Annotated in this window: 17 protein-coding genes; 11 read left to right on the forward strand and 6 right to left on the reverse strand. The window is 38.1% G+C overall.

The genetic code is table 11. The features are described from left to right. Positions 1-7: 7 nt before the first annotated feature. Together dnaE and ACN1CD_RS12980 are read right to left on the reverse strand one after the other, a co-directional pair. The gene (dnaE, locus tag ACN1CD_RS12975) at positions 8-4,441 is read right to left on the reverse strand and encodes a DNA polymerase III subunit alpha (RefSeq protein WP_419130817.1); all 4,434 of its coding nucleotides are present in this window, start codon (positions 4,439-4,441) and stop codon (positions 8-10) included. A gap of 363 nt (positions 4,442-4,804) precedes the next feature. Next, complete coding sequence (locus ACN1CD_RS12980; protein ID WP_419130818.1) at positions 4,805-5,257, reverse strand: lipocalin family protein; 453 nt, start codon at positions 5,255-5,257, stop codon at positions 4,805-4,807. A gap of 187 nt (positions 5,258-5,444) precedes the next feature. Between ACN1CD_RS12980 and mdh the strand changes: the two genes are divergently transcribed. From mdh to ACN1CD_RS13020, 8 genes are all read left to right on the forward strand, one after another. Next, entirely contained in the window at positions 5,445-6,383 is a 939-nt protein-coding gene (gene mdh / locus ACN1CD_RS12985) for a malate dehydrogenase (RefSeq protein ID WP_419130819.1), read from the forward strand. Positions 6,384-6,468: 85 nt separating this feature from the next. After that, a complete protein-coding gene (locus ACN1CD_RS12990; protein ID WP_419130820.1) occupies positions 6,469-6,894 on the forward strand; it encodes an aspartyl protease family protein in 426 nt (141 codons plus the stop codon). 75 nt (positions 6,895-6,969) lie between these two features. After that, positions 6,970-7,365, forward strand: a complete 396-nt coding sequence (locus ACN1CD_RS12995) for a group III truncated hemoglobin (protein ID WP_419130821.1) — start codon at positions 6,970-6,972, stop codon at positions 7,363-7,365. Positions 7,366-7,420: 55 nt separating this feature from the next. Then, positions 7,421-7,957, forward strand: coding sequence for an SRPBCC family protein (locus tag ACN1CD_RS13000; protein ID WP_419130822.1), 537 nt, complete (start codon positions 7,421-7,423; stop codon positions 7,955-7,957). 186 nt (positions 7,958-8,143) lie between these two features. After that, complete coding sequence (locus ACN1CD_RS13005; RefSeq protein WP_419130823.1) at positions 8,144-8,821, forward strand: response regulator transcription factor; 678 nt, start codon at positions 8,144-8,146, stop codon at positions 8,819-8,821. Continuing rightward, on the forward strand, positions 8,821-10,176 hold the full coding sequence (locus ACN1CD_RS13010; RefSeq protein WP_419130824.1) for an ATP-binding protein: 1,356 nt from the start codon (positions 8,821-8,823) through the stop codon (positions 10,174-10,176). The genes ACN1CD_RS13005 and ACN1CD_RS13010 overlap by 1 nt, the downstream gene beginning before the upstream one ends. A 134-nt stretch (positions 10,177-10,310) precedes the next feature. Beyond that, positions 10,311-10,808 (forward strand): hypothetical protein, encoded by a 498-nt coding sequence (locus ACN1CD_RS13015; protein ID WP_419130825.1) that lies wholly within the window; start codon positions 10,311-10,313, stop codon positions 10,806-10,808. A gap of 26 nt (positions 10,809-10,834) precedes the next feature. Further along, positions 10,835-11,761 (forward strand): bestrophin family protein, encoded by a 927-nt coding sequence (locus tag ACN1CD_RS13020; RefSeq protein ID WP_419130826.1) that lies wholly within the window; start codon positions 10,835-10,837, stop codon positions 11,759-11,761. 169 nt (positions 11,762-11,930) lie between these two features. Here ACN1CD_RS13020 and ACN1CD_RS13025 read toward each other — a convergent pair whose 3' ends face one another. Then, positions 11,931-13,151 (reverse strand): ABC transporter permease, encoded by a 1,221-nt coding sequence (locus tag ACN1CD_RS13025; RefSeq protein WP_419130827.1) that lies wholly within the window; start codon positions 13,149-13,151, stop codon positions 11,931-11,933. A gap of 136 nt (positions 13,152-13,287) precedes the next feature. On the opposite strand from ACN1CD_RS13025, the gene ACN1CD_RS13030 reads away from it, so the two are divergent. Next, positions 13,288-14,559 (forward strand): exo-beta-N-acetylmuramidase NamZ domain-containing protein, encoded by a 1,272-nt coding sequence (locus tag ACN1CD_RS13030; RefSeq protein WP_419130828.1) that lies wholly within the window; start codon positions 13,288-13,290, stop codon positions 14,557-14,559. 334 nt (positions 14,560-14,893) lie between these two features. Further along, complete coding sequence (locus tag ACN1CD_RS13035; RefSeq protein ID WP_419130829.1) at positions 14,894-15,103, forward strand: hypothetical protein; 210 nt, start codon at positions 14,894-14,896, stop codon at positions 15,101-15,103. 284 nt (positions 15,104-15,387) lie between these two features. Here ACN1CD_RS13035 and ACN1CD_RS13040 read toward each other — a convergent pair whose 3' ends face one another. Beyond that, positions 15,388-16,434 carry a DNA topoisomerase IB gene (locus tag ACN1CD_RS13040; RefSeq protein ID WP_419130830.1) on the reverse strand — a complete coding sequence of 349 codons (1,047 nt, stop codon included), beginning with the start codon at positions 16,432-16,434 and terminating at the stop codon, positions 15,388-15,390. An 87-nt stretch (positions 16,435-16,521) separates the two neighbouring features. On the opposite strand from ACN1CD_RS13040, the gene fmt reads away from it, so the two are divergent. Then, the gene (gene fmt, locus ACN1CD_RS13045; RefSeq protein ID WP_419130831.1) at positions 16,522-17,430 is read left to right on the forward strand and encodes a methionyl-tRNA formyltransferase; all 909 of its coding nucleotides are present in this window, start codon (positions 16,522-16,524) and stop codon (positions 17,428-17,430) included. Between the two features lie 62 nt (positions 17,431-17,492). Here fmt and ACN1CD_RS13050 read toward each other — a convergent pair whose 3' ends face one another. Beyond that, entirely contained in the window at positions 17,493-18,332 is an 840-nt protein-coding gene (locus ACN1CD_RS13050) for an aminotransferase class IV (RefSeq protein ID WP_419130832.1), read from the reverse strand. A gap of 3 nt (positions 18,333-18,335) precedes the next feature. Beyond that, positions 18,336-19,364, reverse strand: coding sequence for an RluA family pseudouridine synthase (locus tag ACN1CD_RS13055; RefSeq protein WP_419130890.1), 1,029 nt, complete (start codon positions 19,362-19,364; stop codon positions 18,336-18,338). Positions 19,365-19,421 lie beyond the last annotated feature (57 nt).

Genomic DNA, 19,421 nt, shown 5'->3' on the forward strand with positions numbered 1-19,421 from the left:
CAGAAACCTAATTCAATTTGTAATTAACAACATTAAGACCCAGCAATTGTTCTAGAAACTTATTGTTAGGATTGATTTTTAAATTCTTAGATGACAAATCTAACATAATCTGCTTTTCACTATCAAAAACAGCGAAGTTAAGTTGGCAGTTTTGCTGATCTGAATTTGCCTTATTGTCTGCTAAAATCAGCTCAATTTCCTTCATTAGCTCATCATTTACCCGCTCAATTGGCACCTGTATGGTTAAACTTTTAGTCAGCTTATCTCTTAATTCAGACATCAAGTTAATCGCCGTGATTTTAAATTCCCAATCTCCTGCTTTTCCAAATCTTTCTCCTACCCTGCCTCTTATCTGCAAGAAGTATCCTTCTGTTAAAAATGATTTGAATTTAAGGAAATCTTCACCGAAAAGTGCCATTTCACAGGCATCATCATAATCTTCAAATACAAATGTTCCAAAAGGTTTACCGGTTTTTGTGATCCGCTGAGATGCAGCAACAACTAACCCGCCTACACAAAGTTCGCGGTTTTGAAGCTTGGTAAATTCAGCCAGAATATCCTCATTGGTATCGCCCATTCTCACTTTATTGATAATGCTCAACTGCCTTACACCATGTGTACAGAATTTATCAAGTTCCAGCTTATAGTTATCCAAAGGATGACCAGAAAGAAAAATTCCGATAGCATCTTTTTCATATTTCAAGCGATCCATCAATGCCCATTCCGGTGAAACCGGCAAGGAAGGTTCCAAAATCAAATCAGCTTTTGAACCGCCAAATAATGAAGCTTGTGAGGTATTTTCATTGTTCTGGAAATCGTTGGCAAATTTGATAATCTTTTCGATCCCATTCATTTTGTCGTGTGGCCCGATGTAGAAATATTGTGCCCTGTGGCCTCCAAAAGCATCAAATGCACCGCTATATACAAAACTCTCGTAAGCCTTCTTATTTACAATACGGGTATTCGAACGTTTTGCAAAATCGTAAACCGAAGCATATGGGCCATTTGTACCACGCTCTTCAATAATACTTTCCACTGCTTTCTCACCAACACCCTTTACTGCAGACATCCCAAAGCGGACTTCGCCTTTGGCATTTACGGAGAATTTAAGGTCAGATTCGTTAACATCAGGCCCTAAAACCACCACACCCATTTGTCTACATTCTTCCATAAAGAAAGCCACCTGTTTAATATCACTCATGTTGTTAGACAGTACCGCCGCCATATATTCTGCCGGATAATGCGCTTTCAAATAAGCCGTTTGGTAAGCAATCCAGGCGTAACAGGTAGAGTGAGATTTATTGAAGGCGTAAGATGCAAATGCTTCCCAATCTTTCCAGATTTTCTCTAAAGTTGTAGCGTTATGGCCTTTTTCGGCCGCCTGCTTCACAAATTTAGGTTTCATTTTATCCAGAACATCCTTCTGCTTTTTACCCATTGCCTTCCGCAAAACGTCGGCCTCACCTTTGGTAAAACCGGCCAGTTTCTGCGATAAAAGCATCACCTGTTCCTGGTAAACGGTAATTCCATAAGTTTCTTTCAGGTATTCTTCACAGGCATCTAAATCGTACTGAATTTCTTCTTCACCATTTTTACGGCGAACGAAACTCGGAATATACTCCATTGGTCCCGGGCGATATAATGCATTCATGGCAATTAAATCGTCGAAAACTGTTGGCTTCAACTCCTTCATGTACTTCTGCATCCCCGGACTCTCGTATTGAAAGATCCCAATGGTTTCACCGCGCTGGAAAAGTTCATAAGTCATCACATCATCAATCGGGAAATTATCCGGATTGAGGTCGATGCCATGCCTTTTCTTAACCAGTTTAACGGTGTCTTTTATCAGGGTTAGAGTTTTTAACCCCAAGAAATCCATCTTCAATAAACCAGCGCTTTCTACAACCGAGTTATCAAATTGGGTAACATATAAATCAGAATCTTTTGCGGTTGCTACCGGAACGAAATTGGTAATATCGCTCGGCGTGATAATTACCCCGCAGGCGTGAATCCCTGTATTTCTTAACGAGCCTTCTAAAACCTGTGCCTGTTGTATAGTTTCTGCACTTAAATCTTTCAGCAAGCCCATGGCTTTTAACTCCTGAACACGTTCGTATTCATCAGGTCTCAAAGCATCTTTTAAACTCTTTTCGTCGAGGGTAAAGATTTTCGCCAGCTTCATATTTGGAATCAGCTTCGCAATTTTATCTGCTTCGAACAAAGGTAAATCCAACACACGGGCAGTATCACGAATGGATGACTTAGCCGCCATAGTACCATAAGTGATGATTTGTGCTACCTGACTGGAACCATATTTGTTAATTACGTATTCCATTACGCGACCACGGCCCTCGTCATCAAAATCGATATCAATATCGGGCATGGATACACGATCCGGATTCAGGAAACGCTCAAAAAGCAAATCGTATTTGATTGGATCAATATTCGTAATCCATAAACAGTAGGCTACCACCGAACCTGCTGCAGAACCCCGACCAGGTCCAACAGATACATCTCTCCGACGGGCCTCGGCGATAAAATCCTGCACAATCAGGAAATAACCAGGATAACCGGTTTTTTCAATCGTGGCCAATTCAAAATCCAGACGCTCAATTATAGATGGAGTAAGTTCTCCATACCTGATTTTTGCCCCCTCGTAAGTTAAATGTCTTAAAAACTTATTCTCCCCTCGTTTTCCTCCATCAACTTCATCTTCCTCCACCAGAAACTGTGCGGGAATATCAAATTTTGGCAGAAGTACTTCACGAGCAAGTTTGTAGATTTCAATTTTATCTACAATCTCCTGTATGTTCAAAATCGCCTCAGGTAAATCAGCAAAAAGCGATTTCATTTCATCGCCCGATTTGAAATAGTATTCCTGGTTTGGCAAGCCATAACGGTATCCACGACCGCGGCCTATCGGTGTTGCCTGCTTTTCACCATCTTTTACACAAAGTAAAATATCGTGGGCGTTAGCATCTTTCTTATTAATATAGTAGGTGTTATTGGTGGCGACCAATTTAACCTCGTGCTTTTTAGCCAGTGAAATTAAAGATGCATTTACACGATCTTCATCTTCCTGGCTGTGGCGCATCACCTCGATATAAAAATCATCGCCAAACTGTTCTTTCCACCAGATCAAAGCCTCCTCTGCCTGGTTTTCACCCATGTTTAAGATTTTATTCGAAATCTCACCAGAAAGGTTTCCGGAAAGTACGATGATATCATCTTTATATTGCTCAATTACTTGTCTGTCAATCCGTGGAACATAATAGAAGCCTTTTGTATAGGCAATAGATGACATTTTTGCCAGATTATGATAGCCGGCTTTATTCTTCGCCAACAGCACCATCTGGTAGCCATTGTCTTTTGTAGTTCGATCTAAGTGATTATTGCAAACAAAAAACTCTACACCAATTATTGGCGTCATCACTACTTCAGTAGGTCTTTCACCTGCTTCAATTGAAGCAGCATTTTTAGCCTCTGCTGCTTTATTGTGATTTAAAACATTGTTCACAAAGTGAAATGCCCCCATCATATTCGCATGATCCGTCATGGCTACGGCAGGCATTTTTAATGATGCCGCAGCTTTGATCAGGGCTGGAATACTAATGGTACTTTGTAAAACCGAAAATTGGGTATGGTTATGCAGGTGTACAAATGTTGCAGAAGCCAGCTCCTGCTTGTTTCGTTCAATTTCCTGTTTAGAAACGCCACCACCTTCAGCTTTTTGGAGTCGCTTGCGAATTTCATCAGATGCTGATTTTAGATTGACATGCTGAATGCCAAAATCTGGCATAGATGCTGGATTTACTTCCCTGAAACGTGGGAAATATTCAGCATCAACCAGTAAATCTTCCTTTTTGAAAACTTCTTTTTTAATCAGTTCCAGAAAGCAACGGGTTGTTGCTTCCACATCGGCAGTTGCATTGTGCGCCTCATTGAAAGGAACACCAAATAAATAAGAATGCAATTCCGTTAAGGTTGGCAACTTGAACCGACCACCTCTACCGCCAGGTAACTTTAATAAATCGGCAGTAATTTCGGTACACGTATCCAATACTGGCATCTCTGCCATGCGGTTTTCTACCCCGAAACGGTGAAACTCGCATCCCATAATATTCACATCGAAACCAACATTCTGGCCAACGATGAATTTTGATTTTGATAAGGCAATATTAAATTTCTCCAGTACTTCAGCTAGCGTAATACCCTGCTCTTCGGCCAGTTCGGTCGAAATTCCGTGAATACGCTCAGCGTCGTAAGGGATATTAAAACCCTCTGGCTTAACCAGATAATCCTGATGCTCAACTATCCTCCCCATCTCATCGTGTAGCTGCCAGGCAATTTGAATACAACGTGGCCAGTTATCCGTATCGGTAATTGGTGCGTTGTAATTACGAGGCAAACCCGTGGTTTCTGTATCAAAAATTAAGTACATATTGTAATCTAAAGAATTAGCCGCTCAGGAATGATAACGGTTCTTCAAAAATAAGGAATTTGAGAACGGAAGTTGTCAGTAAATTATCAATAAAAGATTAGCCTTGATTGCATCCTTCGAGAAATCGCTTTTATGAAGAATCGTCTGCCTGAACTTGACTCAAAAGCTACCGAGATAGGTGCTGAACTAAATTTACTGCGTAGCTTTCCGCTGCGCTACAGGTCAGCATGACGAGTCGGTTAGTTTATCCATCGAGAAATCCATTTTGCGACGAATCGTCCTCCTGAACTGGATAAAGGATCTTACCTAGATTATCTTCTTAAACCTTGCAGGTTTTTAAAACCTGTAAGGTTTAGAAATTCCTCAAAAATGCTCCTGACTCACCAATTCACTAACATCATATCCCCTTACCCGGCAGTTTTCGATAATATCCACTAATAAATCAGCTTCCATTTTAGGTTCTCGGGCCATGATAAAAAGATATTTTTCATCTGGATGCCCAACCACCACATAACGATAATCATCTGCGATTTCTATAATCCAATACCCTATTTTAAATGGCCATAAAAACTGCGCCTTCATATCGCCATCAGCTTTATCATGATCAAAAAATAACTTGGAAGTAATTGTTTTCTCCTCCGGCTTCCCTTCTTTATGGTAAGTGGTCAGTACATCGAAATGATCATCGTCTTTGAGCGTATAAGTTTCGGTAGTCTGTTTCCAGTTTTTATCCATTAAAGTTGGAATCGAATAAAGAGAATACCATTTGCCTTCAAAGGCTTTGTAATCAATATTGGAGATGGGTTTATTTTCCATATTTATAGTTGTTGAATTATCATTATTTTTCAGCTTTAGCTTTTCTGCTTTAATCTTTCAGCCTTAGCTTTTCTACTAAATCATTAACCCCGGCAGAATTATAAAGTTTTAAAAGGATTTTTTAACCCTATATTTATTTCTACCTTCGATTAATATTTAGAAGAGCAAACCATTAAAATATAGATATATGAAAGTAACGGTTGTAGGTGCAGGCGCTGTTGGTGCTACCTGTGCAGATAATATTGCCCGTAGGGAATTAGCCAACGAACTCGTTCTACTTGATATCAAAGAAGGTTTTGCCGAAGGTAAGGCCATCGATATGATGCAAACCGCTACTCTGCTGGGTTTCGACACGAAAATCACCGGAGTGACTAATGATTACAGTAAAACAGCAGGCTCTGATGTTGTGGTGATCACTTCTGGCTTACCCCGTAAACCGGGAATGACCCGTGAAGATTTGATTGGTATTAATGCTGGTATTGTAAAAGGCGTTACGGAGAATATTTTAAAATTCTCTCCGGAAGCCATTATCATCGTAATCAGTAATCCGATGGATACCATGACTTATCTGGCGCTGAAATCGCTTGGTCTGCCTAAAAACCGTATTATTGGTATGGGTGGCACATTGGATAGCTCCCGCTTCAAATTCTATTTATCTCAGGCTTTAGATTGTAACCCAAATGATTTACAGGGTTTTGTAATTGGTGGTCATGGCGATACCACTATGATTCCACTTACGCGTTTGGCCACTTACCAAAGTTTACCTGTAAGTAATTTATTGGATGAGGCAACGCTTGAAAAAGTTGCAGCAGATACCATGGTTGGTGGTGCAACATTAACAGGCTTAATTGGTACATCTGCCTGGTATGCCCCTGGTGCTGCTGGTGCCGCTTTAGTTGAAGCCATTGTTCGTGATGAGAAAAAACTATTTACCTGCTCGGTTTCTTTAGAAGGTGAATACGGCCAGCAAGACATTTGTTTAGGCGTTCCGGTAATTATTGGCCGTGGCGGATGTGAAAAAATTATCGATTTCAAATTGACCGAAGACGAACAAGCGGCATTTAATAAAAGTGCTGATGCTGTCAGGAACATGAATAATGTGCTATCGGAAATGAAATTAGTGTAGTCTCATAATTACCACCTTAGGAACCTAAGAATATGCGTTTAAAATAATTCAACTTACTTAGCTGCCTTAGGTAGTAAAAACATAAATGAGATCAATACCAATCCCACTTAAATTAATCAATTTACAAGACGACGGTTTCCATTTACTGGTGGAAATTGTCGTTTTTAAAGAAACACATTTTGCCGTACTTGATACAGGTGCCTCCAGAAGTGTATTTGATAAAGCCATTATAGAAAAACACCTCTCCGAAACACTTCAGGTATCAAATGAAATTAACGCAGCTACACTTTTTACTACCACCACAACCATTCAGGCTACTATTCCTGAAGTTAGAATTGGCGCCCTAAAGTTAAAAAATTACGAAACGGTTGCTTTTGATTTGCAATCGGTGAGTGAAACTTATCAGCAATTTGGTCATCCACCCATTGTTGGTATCATTGGCGGCGATATTTTAATGCAATATAAAGCGGTTATTTATTACGATAAACTCCTCATGAGGTTATATAAGTAAAGGCAAATTCATTTAATAACCTAATTCACTTTTCTTTAGGTGTTTTTCATTGATATTTGTGACCAAAATATTTGCATGATGAAAGATATTGAAACCAGAGCCGACATTATCCTTTTAGTTGATCACTTTTACACTAAAGTACAAGAGAACCAAACCATTGGCCCTATTTTTACCCAGGTGGCAAATGTTGATTGGTCACATCATTTGCCTAAAATGTACGATTTCTGGGAAAGTATTCTTTTTGGAAAAGCGATTTACAAAGGCAATCCCATGCTCACCCATTTTTCACTTAATGAGAAAGCTCCCTTAAAAACCGAAGAATTTAATGCCTGGAAAACAATTTTTTTTGAAGTTGTTGATGAACTTTTCGCAGGAGAAAACGCAGAAATCATTAAGCAAAAAGCGCAATCTATTGCTGACTTAATGCATTACAAAATTAATTCACCTCAATCAAAAATCAACATCGTTTAAAATGCTTTGATTTTGAGCGTTTTATGTTAAATTTATTTAACCAAATAAATTTAATATGAAATTCTTAAAAATCCTGCTCGGTATCATTATCCTATTGGCTGTTGTATTTGTGGTTGGTTCGTTCTTCCTCCCAAAAAATTACACAGTAAATCGCACTACAATGATCAATGCACCTGATCATGTAATCTATAAAAACATTGCCGATTTTAATGAATTCTATAAATGGAATCCCTGGGCAAAAATGGAACCATCTGCAAAAGTGAAGTTTTCTGGAAAACCCTTATTACCAAATCACTTATATGAATGGAAGGGTAAAGAGACTGGATCAGGTTATATGAAAATCTTAACCGTAACACCAAATAGGCTTGTTGATATGGAACTTAAATTTTTCGAGCCTTTCGAGAGTGTGGCCGATACTAAATTTGATATAATACCAGAAGGAAATGGCAACAAAGTAACATGGACAATGAGCGGAGACCATAACATGATCAGCAAATGGATGTGTGTTTTCAAGAGTATGGATTCCATGATCGGTAAAGATTTCGAAAACGGATTAAAATCTTTGAAAGATAAATCAGAAAAAGACATTTGATCAATTTTTCCGTTTTAAGATCTAAGCAAAAATTAATAGATTGGTTGAACCAGGAGGGCTTTCTGCAAGCATTTAAGAGAAAATGGCAAATAATTATGCCTTCCTTTCACTGAAAACAATTATATTGGAAAATTACGTGAATTTAGATTTTGTAAATCTGCAATTTTTACAATTATTTTGTCTTAGATGAATTTATTAGTAGTAGAAGATGAGCCAAATGTGGTTTCAGTAATTTCCAGAGGTTTAACAGATGAAGGTTTTACGGTGAGTATTGCTCCCGATGGCTTGATTGGCAAACAAATGGCTATCGAGAATCATTTCGATTTAATTATTCTCGATATTATGCTCCCTGGCATTAATGGTCTTGAACTTTGTAAAATCATCAAAGACCTTAAACCAAGTACGCCTATAATTATGCTTACTGCTTTGGGTACTACCGAAAATGTGGTTAACGGATTAGATAATGGTGCAGACGATTACCTGGTTAAACCTTTCAAATTTGCCGAACTTTTCGCCAGAATCAGGATGCTTTTAAGGCGCTATCACGGCACCGTTAACCTTGATCAGATTATCAGCATTGCTGATTTACAGATTAACCTCAGCGCAAAAACAGTTAACCGCAATAAAACCGACGTGGTGCTTACCGCTACAGAATACCGCTTGCTGGAGTATATGGCTAAAAACAAAGGCAAAATACTCTCCAGAATTGATATCCTGGAAAACGTTTGGGACATCGATTTCAACCTGGGCACTAATGTGGTAGATGTTTACGTGAATTACCTTAGGAAGAAAATTGATAAAATTGCCGACCAAAAACTTATCCATACTGCGGTAGGCCTGGGCTATGTTCTAAAAGAGAAATAATGCAAATCGCCAAAAAAATCACCTTACTTTTCGCTATTCTTTCGGCGGTAATCATTTCGTTATTAAGTGGTTTTGTCTGGTATTTCTCTAATGAATTTGCTTTTGAAGATTTCTATAAACGGCTGGAAGCAAGGGTAAATATTGCGGCACAAATTAAATTATACGAAGACGATAACAATAGTGTTTATGCTAAAATGCGTAACCAATACCTGGAGCGTCTTCCATCAGAACGAGAATTTATCATAGACCCTAAGAAAACCACCTCGCAGGTTGACCGTGAACTCCCTAGAAGTTTTTACAGCAAAATTAGTTCAGGCGCTATGGCTCGCTATCGTGAGGAGAACCATTTTTATGCAGGAAAATACTTTAAAACATCCAAAGGTGGCTACATCGTTATCATTTCAGCCAACGATCCTTTTGGATTCAGAGAATTGGAGGATCTTCAGAAAATTCTGATTATTGGATTTTTCCTTTCCATTTTCTTATCATTTGTAGTAGGATGGAAATTCTCCGATTACATGCTCACCCCGCTCCGGAACATCATTAAAAGTGTAAAAAAAATAAAGGCAGAAAATTTACATATGCGCCTGGAGGTTAAAAAAGGAAGTGATGAAATGTCGCAACTGGCCCAAACATTTAATAACATGTTAAACCGCTTGGAAACCGCATTCGAGACCCAAAACAATTTTATTAGTAATGCCTCACACGAACTCAGAACACCCTTAACGGTAATTAGCGGAGAGGTAGAACTTGCCATGAAACCAGGACAAGATCTGGCTCAGCAACAACAGGCATTGGCAAAAATAAAAAATGAAGCTGAACGGCTGGAACATATCCTCACCAGCTTACTTGGCTTGGCGCAATCTGGTTTTAACGGAAAAAATCAGCCCTGGGAAGAAGTACGGATGGATGAACTGCTCTGGGAAATCAAAGATTCTGTTAACCAGGTCTATCCTAATAGTGTCATTCAAATCGACTTTAGCAAATTACCAGAAGATGAATCGCTGTTAACCCTGAAAGTAAACAAAAATCTGGTTAAGCTGGCCATATCCAACGTAGTAAGTAATGCTTGTAAATATTCTAACGAAAAACCGGTGAGTGTAGGAATAGAAAGTAACGGACAAACGTTGTCTATCGCCGTAACTGACAGAGGCATCGGCATTCCTCAGACCGATATTCAACATATTTTCGAACCCTTTTATCGTGCTTCGAACACAAATGCCTACAAGGGTTACGGCGTTGGCTTACCCCTATCGCTAAATATTATCAGGTTACACAGAGGTAGCATCGCCATTAAATCTCAGGAAGGTATTGGAACAGAAATTAAAATAATACTGCCTTTATTAAGCCTATAGCGCTAAAAGTTGTTATATTTGACCTAATATTCCCTCCCTCGAGTAAATTCTAATCTCATTCTAATCTCGTTCTTATTCGGCTATAATATCATCGGCTTAAACTTGTATTAATTATTCATTTAAACAAGTAAGCAATGAAAACAGTATTAGTACCAACAGACTTCAACTTAGAAAGTACAAAGATTATTGATGCGCTTGTTCAAGCTCAGCCTAATGAAACCTTGAACGTGATATTTCTACATGCTTTCAAATTATCAGATTCTATAAGCGATATGTTGATGTTAAGTCGTCGCAGTCGCGATTATGAAAATGTAAGCGATGAGTTTTATCAGAAATTAAATGATTACAAAAAACGATATGCCCATCAAATCAATAATATAGGTATAGAATACTTTTATGGAAGTACGGTATCGGCTTTCAAAAATTTTATAGAAGCATTCGATGTTGACTGCATTGCATATCCAAAAGATTATAATTTTAAAGCCCTAAATAAATACAGCATCGATCCGAAGTTTTTAACAGAGCGATCAGGTTGCGAAGTGGTTTATTTAAACATCATGACCATTCATGTTCAGGAAAATTTAATCGAGAGCCGCATTCCGGAATCGCAGTTAAAAGAGTCAAATGCCTAGTTATTAACGAATTAAGATCAGATATTATGCTACTACGAAATAACATCCCGCTCACCTACACCTTTGGAAAAATCAAGACCGAATTACTTTTTGTAATCAGTTATTCTGTAGGTATTGTTGTGCTTTATCAGAATTTTCACGTCACCAGAATTTCTATTCCGGTTGCTGTGCCTGCCTTATTAGGAACCATAATATCCCTGTTGCTGGCTTTCAGATCTAACCAGGCTTATGATAGATGGTGGGAAGCCAGAACGCTTTGGGGTGCGATAGTAAATGATTCGAGATCAATCTCCCGCCAGATCTTATCCTTTGTAGAAAATCCTTATGAGTTAGAAGAAGTGAATCAATTCAAAGACCATTTCATTAAAAGGCAAATTGCCTGGTGTTACGCCTTAAGTCAGACGCTAAGAGGTTTCAACGCCCGCAAAGGACTGGAAGAATTTTTAAGTCCGGAAGAACTTGCTTTTATTAAGAAACGCAGAAATGTAACCACATCTTTGTTGGAGTTGCATGGCATGGATTTGAAAAAGGCACTAAACGAGGGATGGATTAACAAATACCAGCAAATTGAAATTGACAAATCGATCACTGCATTGTGTAACCACATGGGTGGCTGTGAAAGAATCAAAAACACGGTTTTCCCTGTTACTTACAGTAAATATATCAATATGTCTATCCACCTGTTTATCGTGCTGCTACCTTTTGGTTTGATAGAATACTTTGGCTATATGGAAGTGCCTTTGGTAATAGCCATTGCAGCATTCTTTTTATTAGTAGAAAAAATGGCAGTTCATTTACAGGATCCATTTGAAAATAAACCTACAGATACGCCAACCACCACCATCTGTAGAAATATTGAGCGCGATCTTTTGCAAATGATCGACGACGACAAAATATATGAAGACAAGCCACAAACAGAACTGGCATCAGTTGGCTCTTATTATATTTTATAAAATCTTAATTCTTAGTTCTATTCCAATTTGGAATGGTTAGTTAAAGCCATAGGTATTTTCTCTGGATGGAGAGAAGCTTAACTGGCAATATTATAATGATAAATTGGTGCGGCGATTTTATTGCCGCATTAATTTTTTAAAAGCAATACGAACGTGATTCGAAGATCCCTTATTTGAATCTGATCGCTTTTAATGGAGAGACTTTACTAATTAATAAAGAAGGAACAATTAATACAGCCAAACACACTACAACTGTAACCACATTTAATGCCAGCACATCCAGAAAGTGGAATTCTATCGGTGCATAAGCCAGAAAATAAGAAGCCTGATTCAATTTAAAAATGTGCGTAGACTGCTGAAAGAATCCTAAACCAAGACCCAGGATATTTCCAAGCAGCAATCCGATGCCGATCAGATAAGCAGAGTTATAGAGAAATATTTTCATAATTGACCAGTTACTCGCCCCAAAAGATTTTAGCATTCCGATCATATTAGTACGTTCGAGAATCATAATTAACAATGCGGTAACCATATTAATTACACCAACAATCAGCATCAATATCAACAGTACCCGGGTATTCACATCCAGTAAACCTAACCAGGTAAAGATGTTTGGAAAATTTTCTTTAATGGAAAACGACCTGAGATTTTGAGGTAGTCCTTCAAAAATTTCGTCTGCAACAGGCTTTAATCTGTTAAAGTCCTTAATCCGGATTTCAACCCCTCCAATTTCCTCTGGTTTCCAGTTATTTAGGCGTTTGATAATATTCAGATTCCCTAATACAAAGCCCTTATCTATATCTTCTACGCCGATATCGTAAACCCCTACTATCTTGAATTTTCTTGGCCGCAACTGGTTTTGCACGAAGTACATAATAAAATCATCGCCAGTTTTAAGCCTCAACCTATTTGCAGTATAGTTTGAGATCAGCAATTCCTGCATGGCGGCAGTGCTATCCGCAAAATCGATAATCGTACCGCTAATGATGTGTTGCTTAATGTAATCCCAGTTATAGCTTTTATCAACGCCTTTAAAATTGATGCCTTCGATCTCATTATTGGCAGAAAGAATGGCTGGTTTAGTGGCAAATGGATAATAAAAATCAATGTCTGGATTATTTTTAAGCTGCTTTTTAGTTTCCGCATCCAGTACAAAAGGAGAATGCTCAAAAGAATTGTTCAGATCGTAACGGGTAATTTGTACATCGCCGAGATAGCCCCTCACTTTATCCTGAATCTCAGTTTTGAAACCTTTTATAATGGCAATAGACAGAATCATGACGGCCAGACTCAGCATCACACCTGCAATAGCGATACGAACAATTAACTTAGAAAAAGTTCGCTCAGATTTGATGGCTATACGGCTTGCTATGAAATATTCGAAATTCAATTTTGATAATTTTGTAACAGCAAAAATGCTTAAATCCTTTTTAAAAATGACATATATTTGGAATATAATGGCAATAGTTTATTACTTAATCATTATAATCTTAAATTGTTTTATTGTTGATTTATAAAGATTGAATATGAAAAAACACATCAGCTTTGCCTTTGGATGTTTAATTGCTTTTTCTGCCTGTGGCCAGAACCCAAAACCTTTAGAACAGCAAATTGGACAGGGAGAGTATCGAACCAATAAATTACTAATTAAAGATAACTTCAAGTTACCAACATCCATTAAAACAGGTGCTGAACAAACTGAAAAATACCTGCCACTCTTAAAAGGAAAACGTGTAGGAATGGTAGTCAATCCAACTTCTGTTATTGGATCACAAACTTCAGTGGATAGTTTAATAAGCCTGGGGATACAAATTCTGAAAATTTTTGGCCCGGAGCATGGTTTTAGGGGTGATGCCAGTGCAGGCGTAAAAATCGATGATTCAGTTGATGCAAAGACAGGCATTAAAGCCGTTTCCTTATATGGAAAACATAGCACACCAACTGCAGAAGATCTGGCTGATATTGACATTATGGTATTTGATATTCAGGATGTAGGCGTACGTTTCTACACTTACATTAACACGCTCCAGAATGTAATGGAAGCCTGCGCCGCAAACAACAAAGAATTGGTAATCTTAGATCGCCCAAATCCCAATGGTTATTTAATTGATGGACCAATTTTAGATCCTAAATTCAAATCGGGTATTGGCGTACAACCTATCCCAATTGCGCATGGTTTAACCATTGGCGAATATGCCGGGATGTTAAATGGCGAAGGCTGGTTAAAGAACAAAGTGAAATGTAAAATCACCGTGATCAAAAACCTGAACTATGAACACGATATGGAATATGTTTTGCCAGTAAAGCCATCACCTAACTTAAATACACAGCAGGCCATTTTGCTCTATCCATCTACATGCTTGTTTGAGGGCACTTATTTAAACCATGGCCGTGGTACAATGTTTCCCTTTACAGTTGTGGGTGCACCTTACCTGAAGGATAAATTTGCGTTCAGCTTTACGCCAAAAAGTATTAAGGGAATGTCGGAAACGCCATTGTTTGAGAATCAGCTTTGTTATGGACTGGATTTGAGAGATTATGATACTTCAATATTGAGAAAATCGAAACAACTTAATATTTCATGGCTGATCGAACTTTATAATGCATCACCCAAAAAAGAAGATTTTTTCAATACCAAGCTGAGTAAAGAAATGGGCGTTATTGAACGTTTAGTTGGCGTAGCTGATTTCAGACAACAAGTTATTGCCGGCAAAAGCGAAAAACAAATCAGGGCAAGCTGGGCACCAGGATTAAATGCTTACAAAAAAACACGCTTGAAATACCTGCTTTATAAATAATTAGGGAATGAGGGAATGAATGAGGGAATGAATGAGTGAAGGAATGAATTATAAAATGAACGAATTAGGGAATGATAAAGTGAATAAATAATTGAACTTGGAATAATAGAATTAGCGAATAAATGCGAGTAACAAATTGGCACTTTGCTACATTCCTTCTTTCAAATTGCTATCATTCAATAATACCACTAAACAATGCCGATTAAGCTTTGTTATCTATACAAGAAACTTGGCGTATTGCTAAATGAACTTTCAATATTCATTCAATACTTTCAACATTCTATAAGTCAACATTTATTCATTCAAAATTCAATCATTCAATAAATCAACTACCATGAGCGGACCCAAAGAAACAAGTGATCAACCCGGAAGCAATTATAAAGAAGAAGTGCCTAAAGGACGCAAACCAGTGGACAATCAAACTGTTAGAAAACCGAATGATAGTAGTCCAAATAAGCCTGTGAAAACAGATAATCCTGCAGAAAAAAGAGAGAATGAGGAGCAACCTGTTCATTCCATAAAAAAAGCGCCTAAAGAGCAATAAAAACTATCTAATTTCATAAGTAAAGATCAACTTGCAAAGTTTTGGTGGCCTCTGTTTTGGGAAATACTTCGCAAGTTTTATAGTATTATTATAAAACTTGCGAAATTCTTCAGCGCTCAGGCCTTGGAAATTTCGTAAGTTGACAATTATAATTTTTAGACAGCTTCTTACTTAAATATAAATGATTAAGTGCGAGCATTCTTAAAAATAGTATAGTTCTGATATCCGACTACAATAAAGAGCTGATTTCTTCAGTATCAATTAAATTCTAAAAAAGCAGCATTTTACTTACTCCCGGTCGATTTCAAAAAAGAAAGCAGTACTTTTTCATCGTGCTCTAATCCTAATTTGCCTACCGTTTTATTGTTATTCATTTTTTTCATGTACTTCACCAGCTCATTATTTTCATAAGCTGTAATCAGTAAAGGATATACATAAGAACTTTTACAAACCGCCCTGGTATTTCCTAGTTTTTTCGCCACACAATCCAACACGTTAATAACAGTCTTTTTAGTATTTAATTCTACGTTTGCATCAATAGAGCATTTTGAGAACTGTCGCAAAGCTTCGAGCGTTCCACCCCAGGTTCTGAAATCTTTTGCCGTGAAATCGTTTTGAGTAATTTCTTTAATGTAATTATTTATTTTTCCAGAATCTATTCCTCTATGCTCCTTGCCATCAGTATAATACTGGAAAAGATCCTGACCGGGAATATCGCGGCATTTTTTCACCAGCTTAGCTAGGCTTCTATCATTTAACACAAGCGTTTGCCTCACACCCTTTTTACCTATAAAATCGATATTAATTTTGCTGCCTTCAATTTTAACATGTTTATCCCTTAAGGTGCTTAAACCGAAAGAGCCATAAAGCTGTTTGTAATTCTCATTACCCACCCTGATGAGCGATTTCTGAAGTACATCTACCGAAATCGCAAGCACTTTTCGTTCATCTAAATCTTTGCGTTTTAGATCTTTAACAATTTGTTTTCTGGCTTCAGGCAAAATTTTTCCGAACTCATAAAGTCTGAAATATTTATCCTCAGAGCGTCTGCTCGTCCATTTAGCATGATACCTATATTGCTTACGCCCGGCAGCATCAGTTCCCGTTACCTGCAAATACGCATTGGGTTTATTGGCGATCCAAACGTTTTGCCATGCAGGCGGAATAACCAAAGCTTTTATCCGTGAAAGGTGCTTTTCCTCTGTGATTTTTATTCCTTTTTTATCTTCGTAATAAAATTTACCTGGCTTCCCTTTTCGATAAATACCAGGCATAGAATCGGTTACATAAACTAATCCGCTCTCTTTAACAACATCTTCGCCTTGTACCATTTTTACTTATCAGGATGAATTAATTTTTAGTTATTTTGTAAAACTTAAGGTGACTGATCACATTATTTTAGAACACAACACTTCCGTATGAAAATAGTTTTTATGGGCACGCCCGATTTTGCAGTTGCTTCTCTTGATGCTTTGGTACAGGCCAATTTTGATATTGTTGCAGTGGTTACGGCTCCTGATAAACCTGCTGGTCGTGGACAAAAACTTAATGAAAGTGCGGTAAAAAAATATGCTGTGGAACATTCCATCCCCGTATTACAACCAGAAAAGCTTAAAAATCCGGAATTTCTGGAAGCATTAAAATCCTATCAGGCCGATTTACAAGTGGTGGTTGCTTTTAGAATGCTTCCGGAAGTGGTTTGGAATATGCCACCCAAAGGAACAATTAACCTTCATGGCTCGCTCCTTCCACAATATCGTGGCGCAGCGCCGATTAACCATGCCATCATTAACGGCGAAAAAGAAAGTGGCGTCACCACCTTTTTTTTAACGCACGAAATTGATACCGGCGACATTATTTTGAGCGATCGTACACCCATTGGTGATGATGAAACTGCCGGAGAACTCCATGATAAATTGATGGTTATCGGCGCAAACCTGCTGGTTAAAACGGTTACGGCTATTGCTAGTGGCGATTTCACCGAACAACCGCAACCACAAAGTGATGAATTAAAACACGCGCCAAAGATTTTCAAAGAGGATTGCAAGATCGATTGGAACAATCCATCGGCAAAGGTTCACAACCTGATTAGAGGTTTGAGTCCTTATCCAACTGCCTTCACCATGCTCAATGAAAAAACACTCAAAATTTTTAAGGCTGAGCATGAAAATACGGAACCTGCAATTGCCGCCGGTGGCTTTTTAACAGATGGTAAAACCTATTTAAAATTCGCAACAAAAGATGGTTTTATTAAGCTAATGGATATTCAGTTTGAAGGAAAGAAACGCATGCTGATTGAGGATTTTTTAAGGGGAATGAGGTTATAATCATTGGATGAATACCTAGACAGTTTGCTATTATTTACCCGATGACTTCATCAAATCCGCAGTTACAGTAAATTCAGCTTTTCGTTCAGGTATTTAGAAAATTCATTAAAATACCTTTTCCGGCCGTAGCCCATAATCCATTGGATGCCTTGAGTAGCATTTGTAATGAAAACTTCCTCTGCTTCCTTCAATACTTCCGGGCTAATCTGCGCTTCGATTAATGGAATATCGTTCATCTTACAAATTTGCATGATGGTCGTCCGCATCACTCCACCAACACAACCCTCTGTTAAAGCAGGTGTGTAAATTTGTTTATCGTATACAACAAAAATGTTCGAACTGATGCTTTCGCATAAAAAACCACTTTGATTTAGAATAATTGCTTCATCTAAACGATTTTGAGTCTTGAAAAGGCCTGCCATTACATAAAGCAAGGCATTTGAGGTTTTAAAGTTAGAAAGCTTATCGATTGATTTGGTCATTTCATCAAAAACATCAATAATCAAGCCTTTAGCATTCAATTCATAAGCAATTGATTTTAGCGGAATTCCTTCTAAAACATATCCGGATTTGTTGCTTTCAGGAGTATAAACACCTGCGCCCTGCCGGTAAACAGAAAGACGAAAACGTACATTTCCATTCCACCGGTTTTTCTTCGCCAAATCTGCCGTTTTCTGTCGGAGGAAATAATCATCCATCAAAGCATGACCATCAATTTTCAAAGCTTTCATCCCCGCAGCAAGCCTATCGGCGTGTAAATCTGCAAACTGAAGTTTCTGATTAATCATCCGCATGCTTTCAAACAGGCCATCGCCAAATTTAAACCCTCGATTTGATGTGGTTAAAACGGGAACATCAACGGCATGAAATTCATCATTAAATAAAAGGTACTCTGAAGACATATTTTATGATGCGGCGATGTAATTTTCCCATTTCGTTAAAGCTGCTTTAAAATCGGCCGGCAAAGGCGATTCAAAGTGCGTATATTCTTTTGTTGTTGGATGTATAAAACCCAAACTTTGTGCATGTAAAGCCTGTCTTGGTAACAAATCGAAGCAATTATCTACAAACTGTTTGTACTTATTAAACGTAGTTCCTTTCAAAATCTTATCGCCGCCATACATGGCATCGTTAAATAGCGGATGGCCAATATGTTGCATGTGTGCACGAATCTGATGGGTACGGCCTGTTTCCAGTTCGCAACTGATGAGCGTAACATAGCCCAAACGTTTTAAAACTTTATAATGGGTAACTGACCATTTTCCTTTTTCCTCTTCATCATAAATATCCATCACCCTCCTATCTTTCACACTTCTGCCAATATAACCAGTTACGGTACCATCGTTTTCGATATCACCCCAGGCCAGGGCAATATATTTTCTGGTGATGCTGTGGTCGAAAAACTGCCTTGCCAAATGCGTAATGGATTTTTCATTTTTACTGATCAGCAGCAAACCTGAAGTATCTTTATCTATCCGGTGCACTAAACCGGGCCGACCATCATTTCCTGGTAATTGCGGCAACTGTTCAAAATGGAAAGCCAAGGCGTTAACAAGCGTGCCTGTATAATTGTTAAAACCAGGATGAACAACCATTCCTGCAGCTTTATTTACCACCAGCAAGTCGCTGTCTTCATAAATAATGTCTAATGGAATATCTTCCGGATAAACTTCTGTATCGCGTGGCGGATGTGGCAAAACGATCGAAATTTCATCATGAGGCTTAACCTTATAACTCGCCTTAATCTGCTTCTGATTCACCAAAACGTTGCCGGCATCAATTGCATTCTGAATCCGGTTGCGGGATGCATTCTCCACACGAACCATTAAAAATTTATCGATACGGAGCAAAGACTGACCCTTATCTACAATGATTTTTAAATGTTCATATAATTCCTGCTCCTCTGATTCCTGCAATTCTACCACATTTTCCATGATGCAAAAATAATCTTTTACGACCAAGAATCTTGAAATCATTTTATAATTTAAAAA

The sequence above is a fragment of the Pedobacter sp. N23S346 genome (genome assembly GCF_048515415.1).
In the GTDB taxonomy this organism is placed as follows: Bacteria; Bacteroidota; Bacteroidia; order Sphingobacteriales; family Sphingobacteriaceae; genus Pedobacter.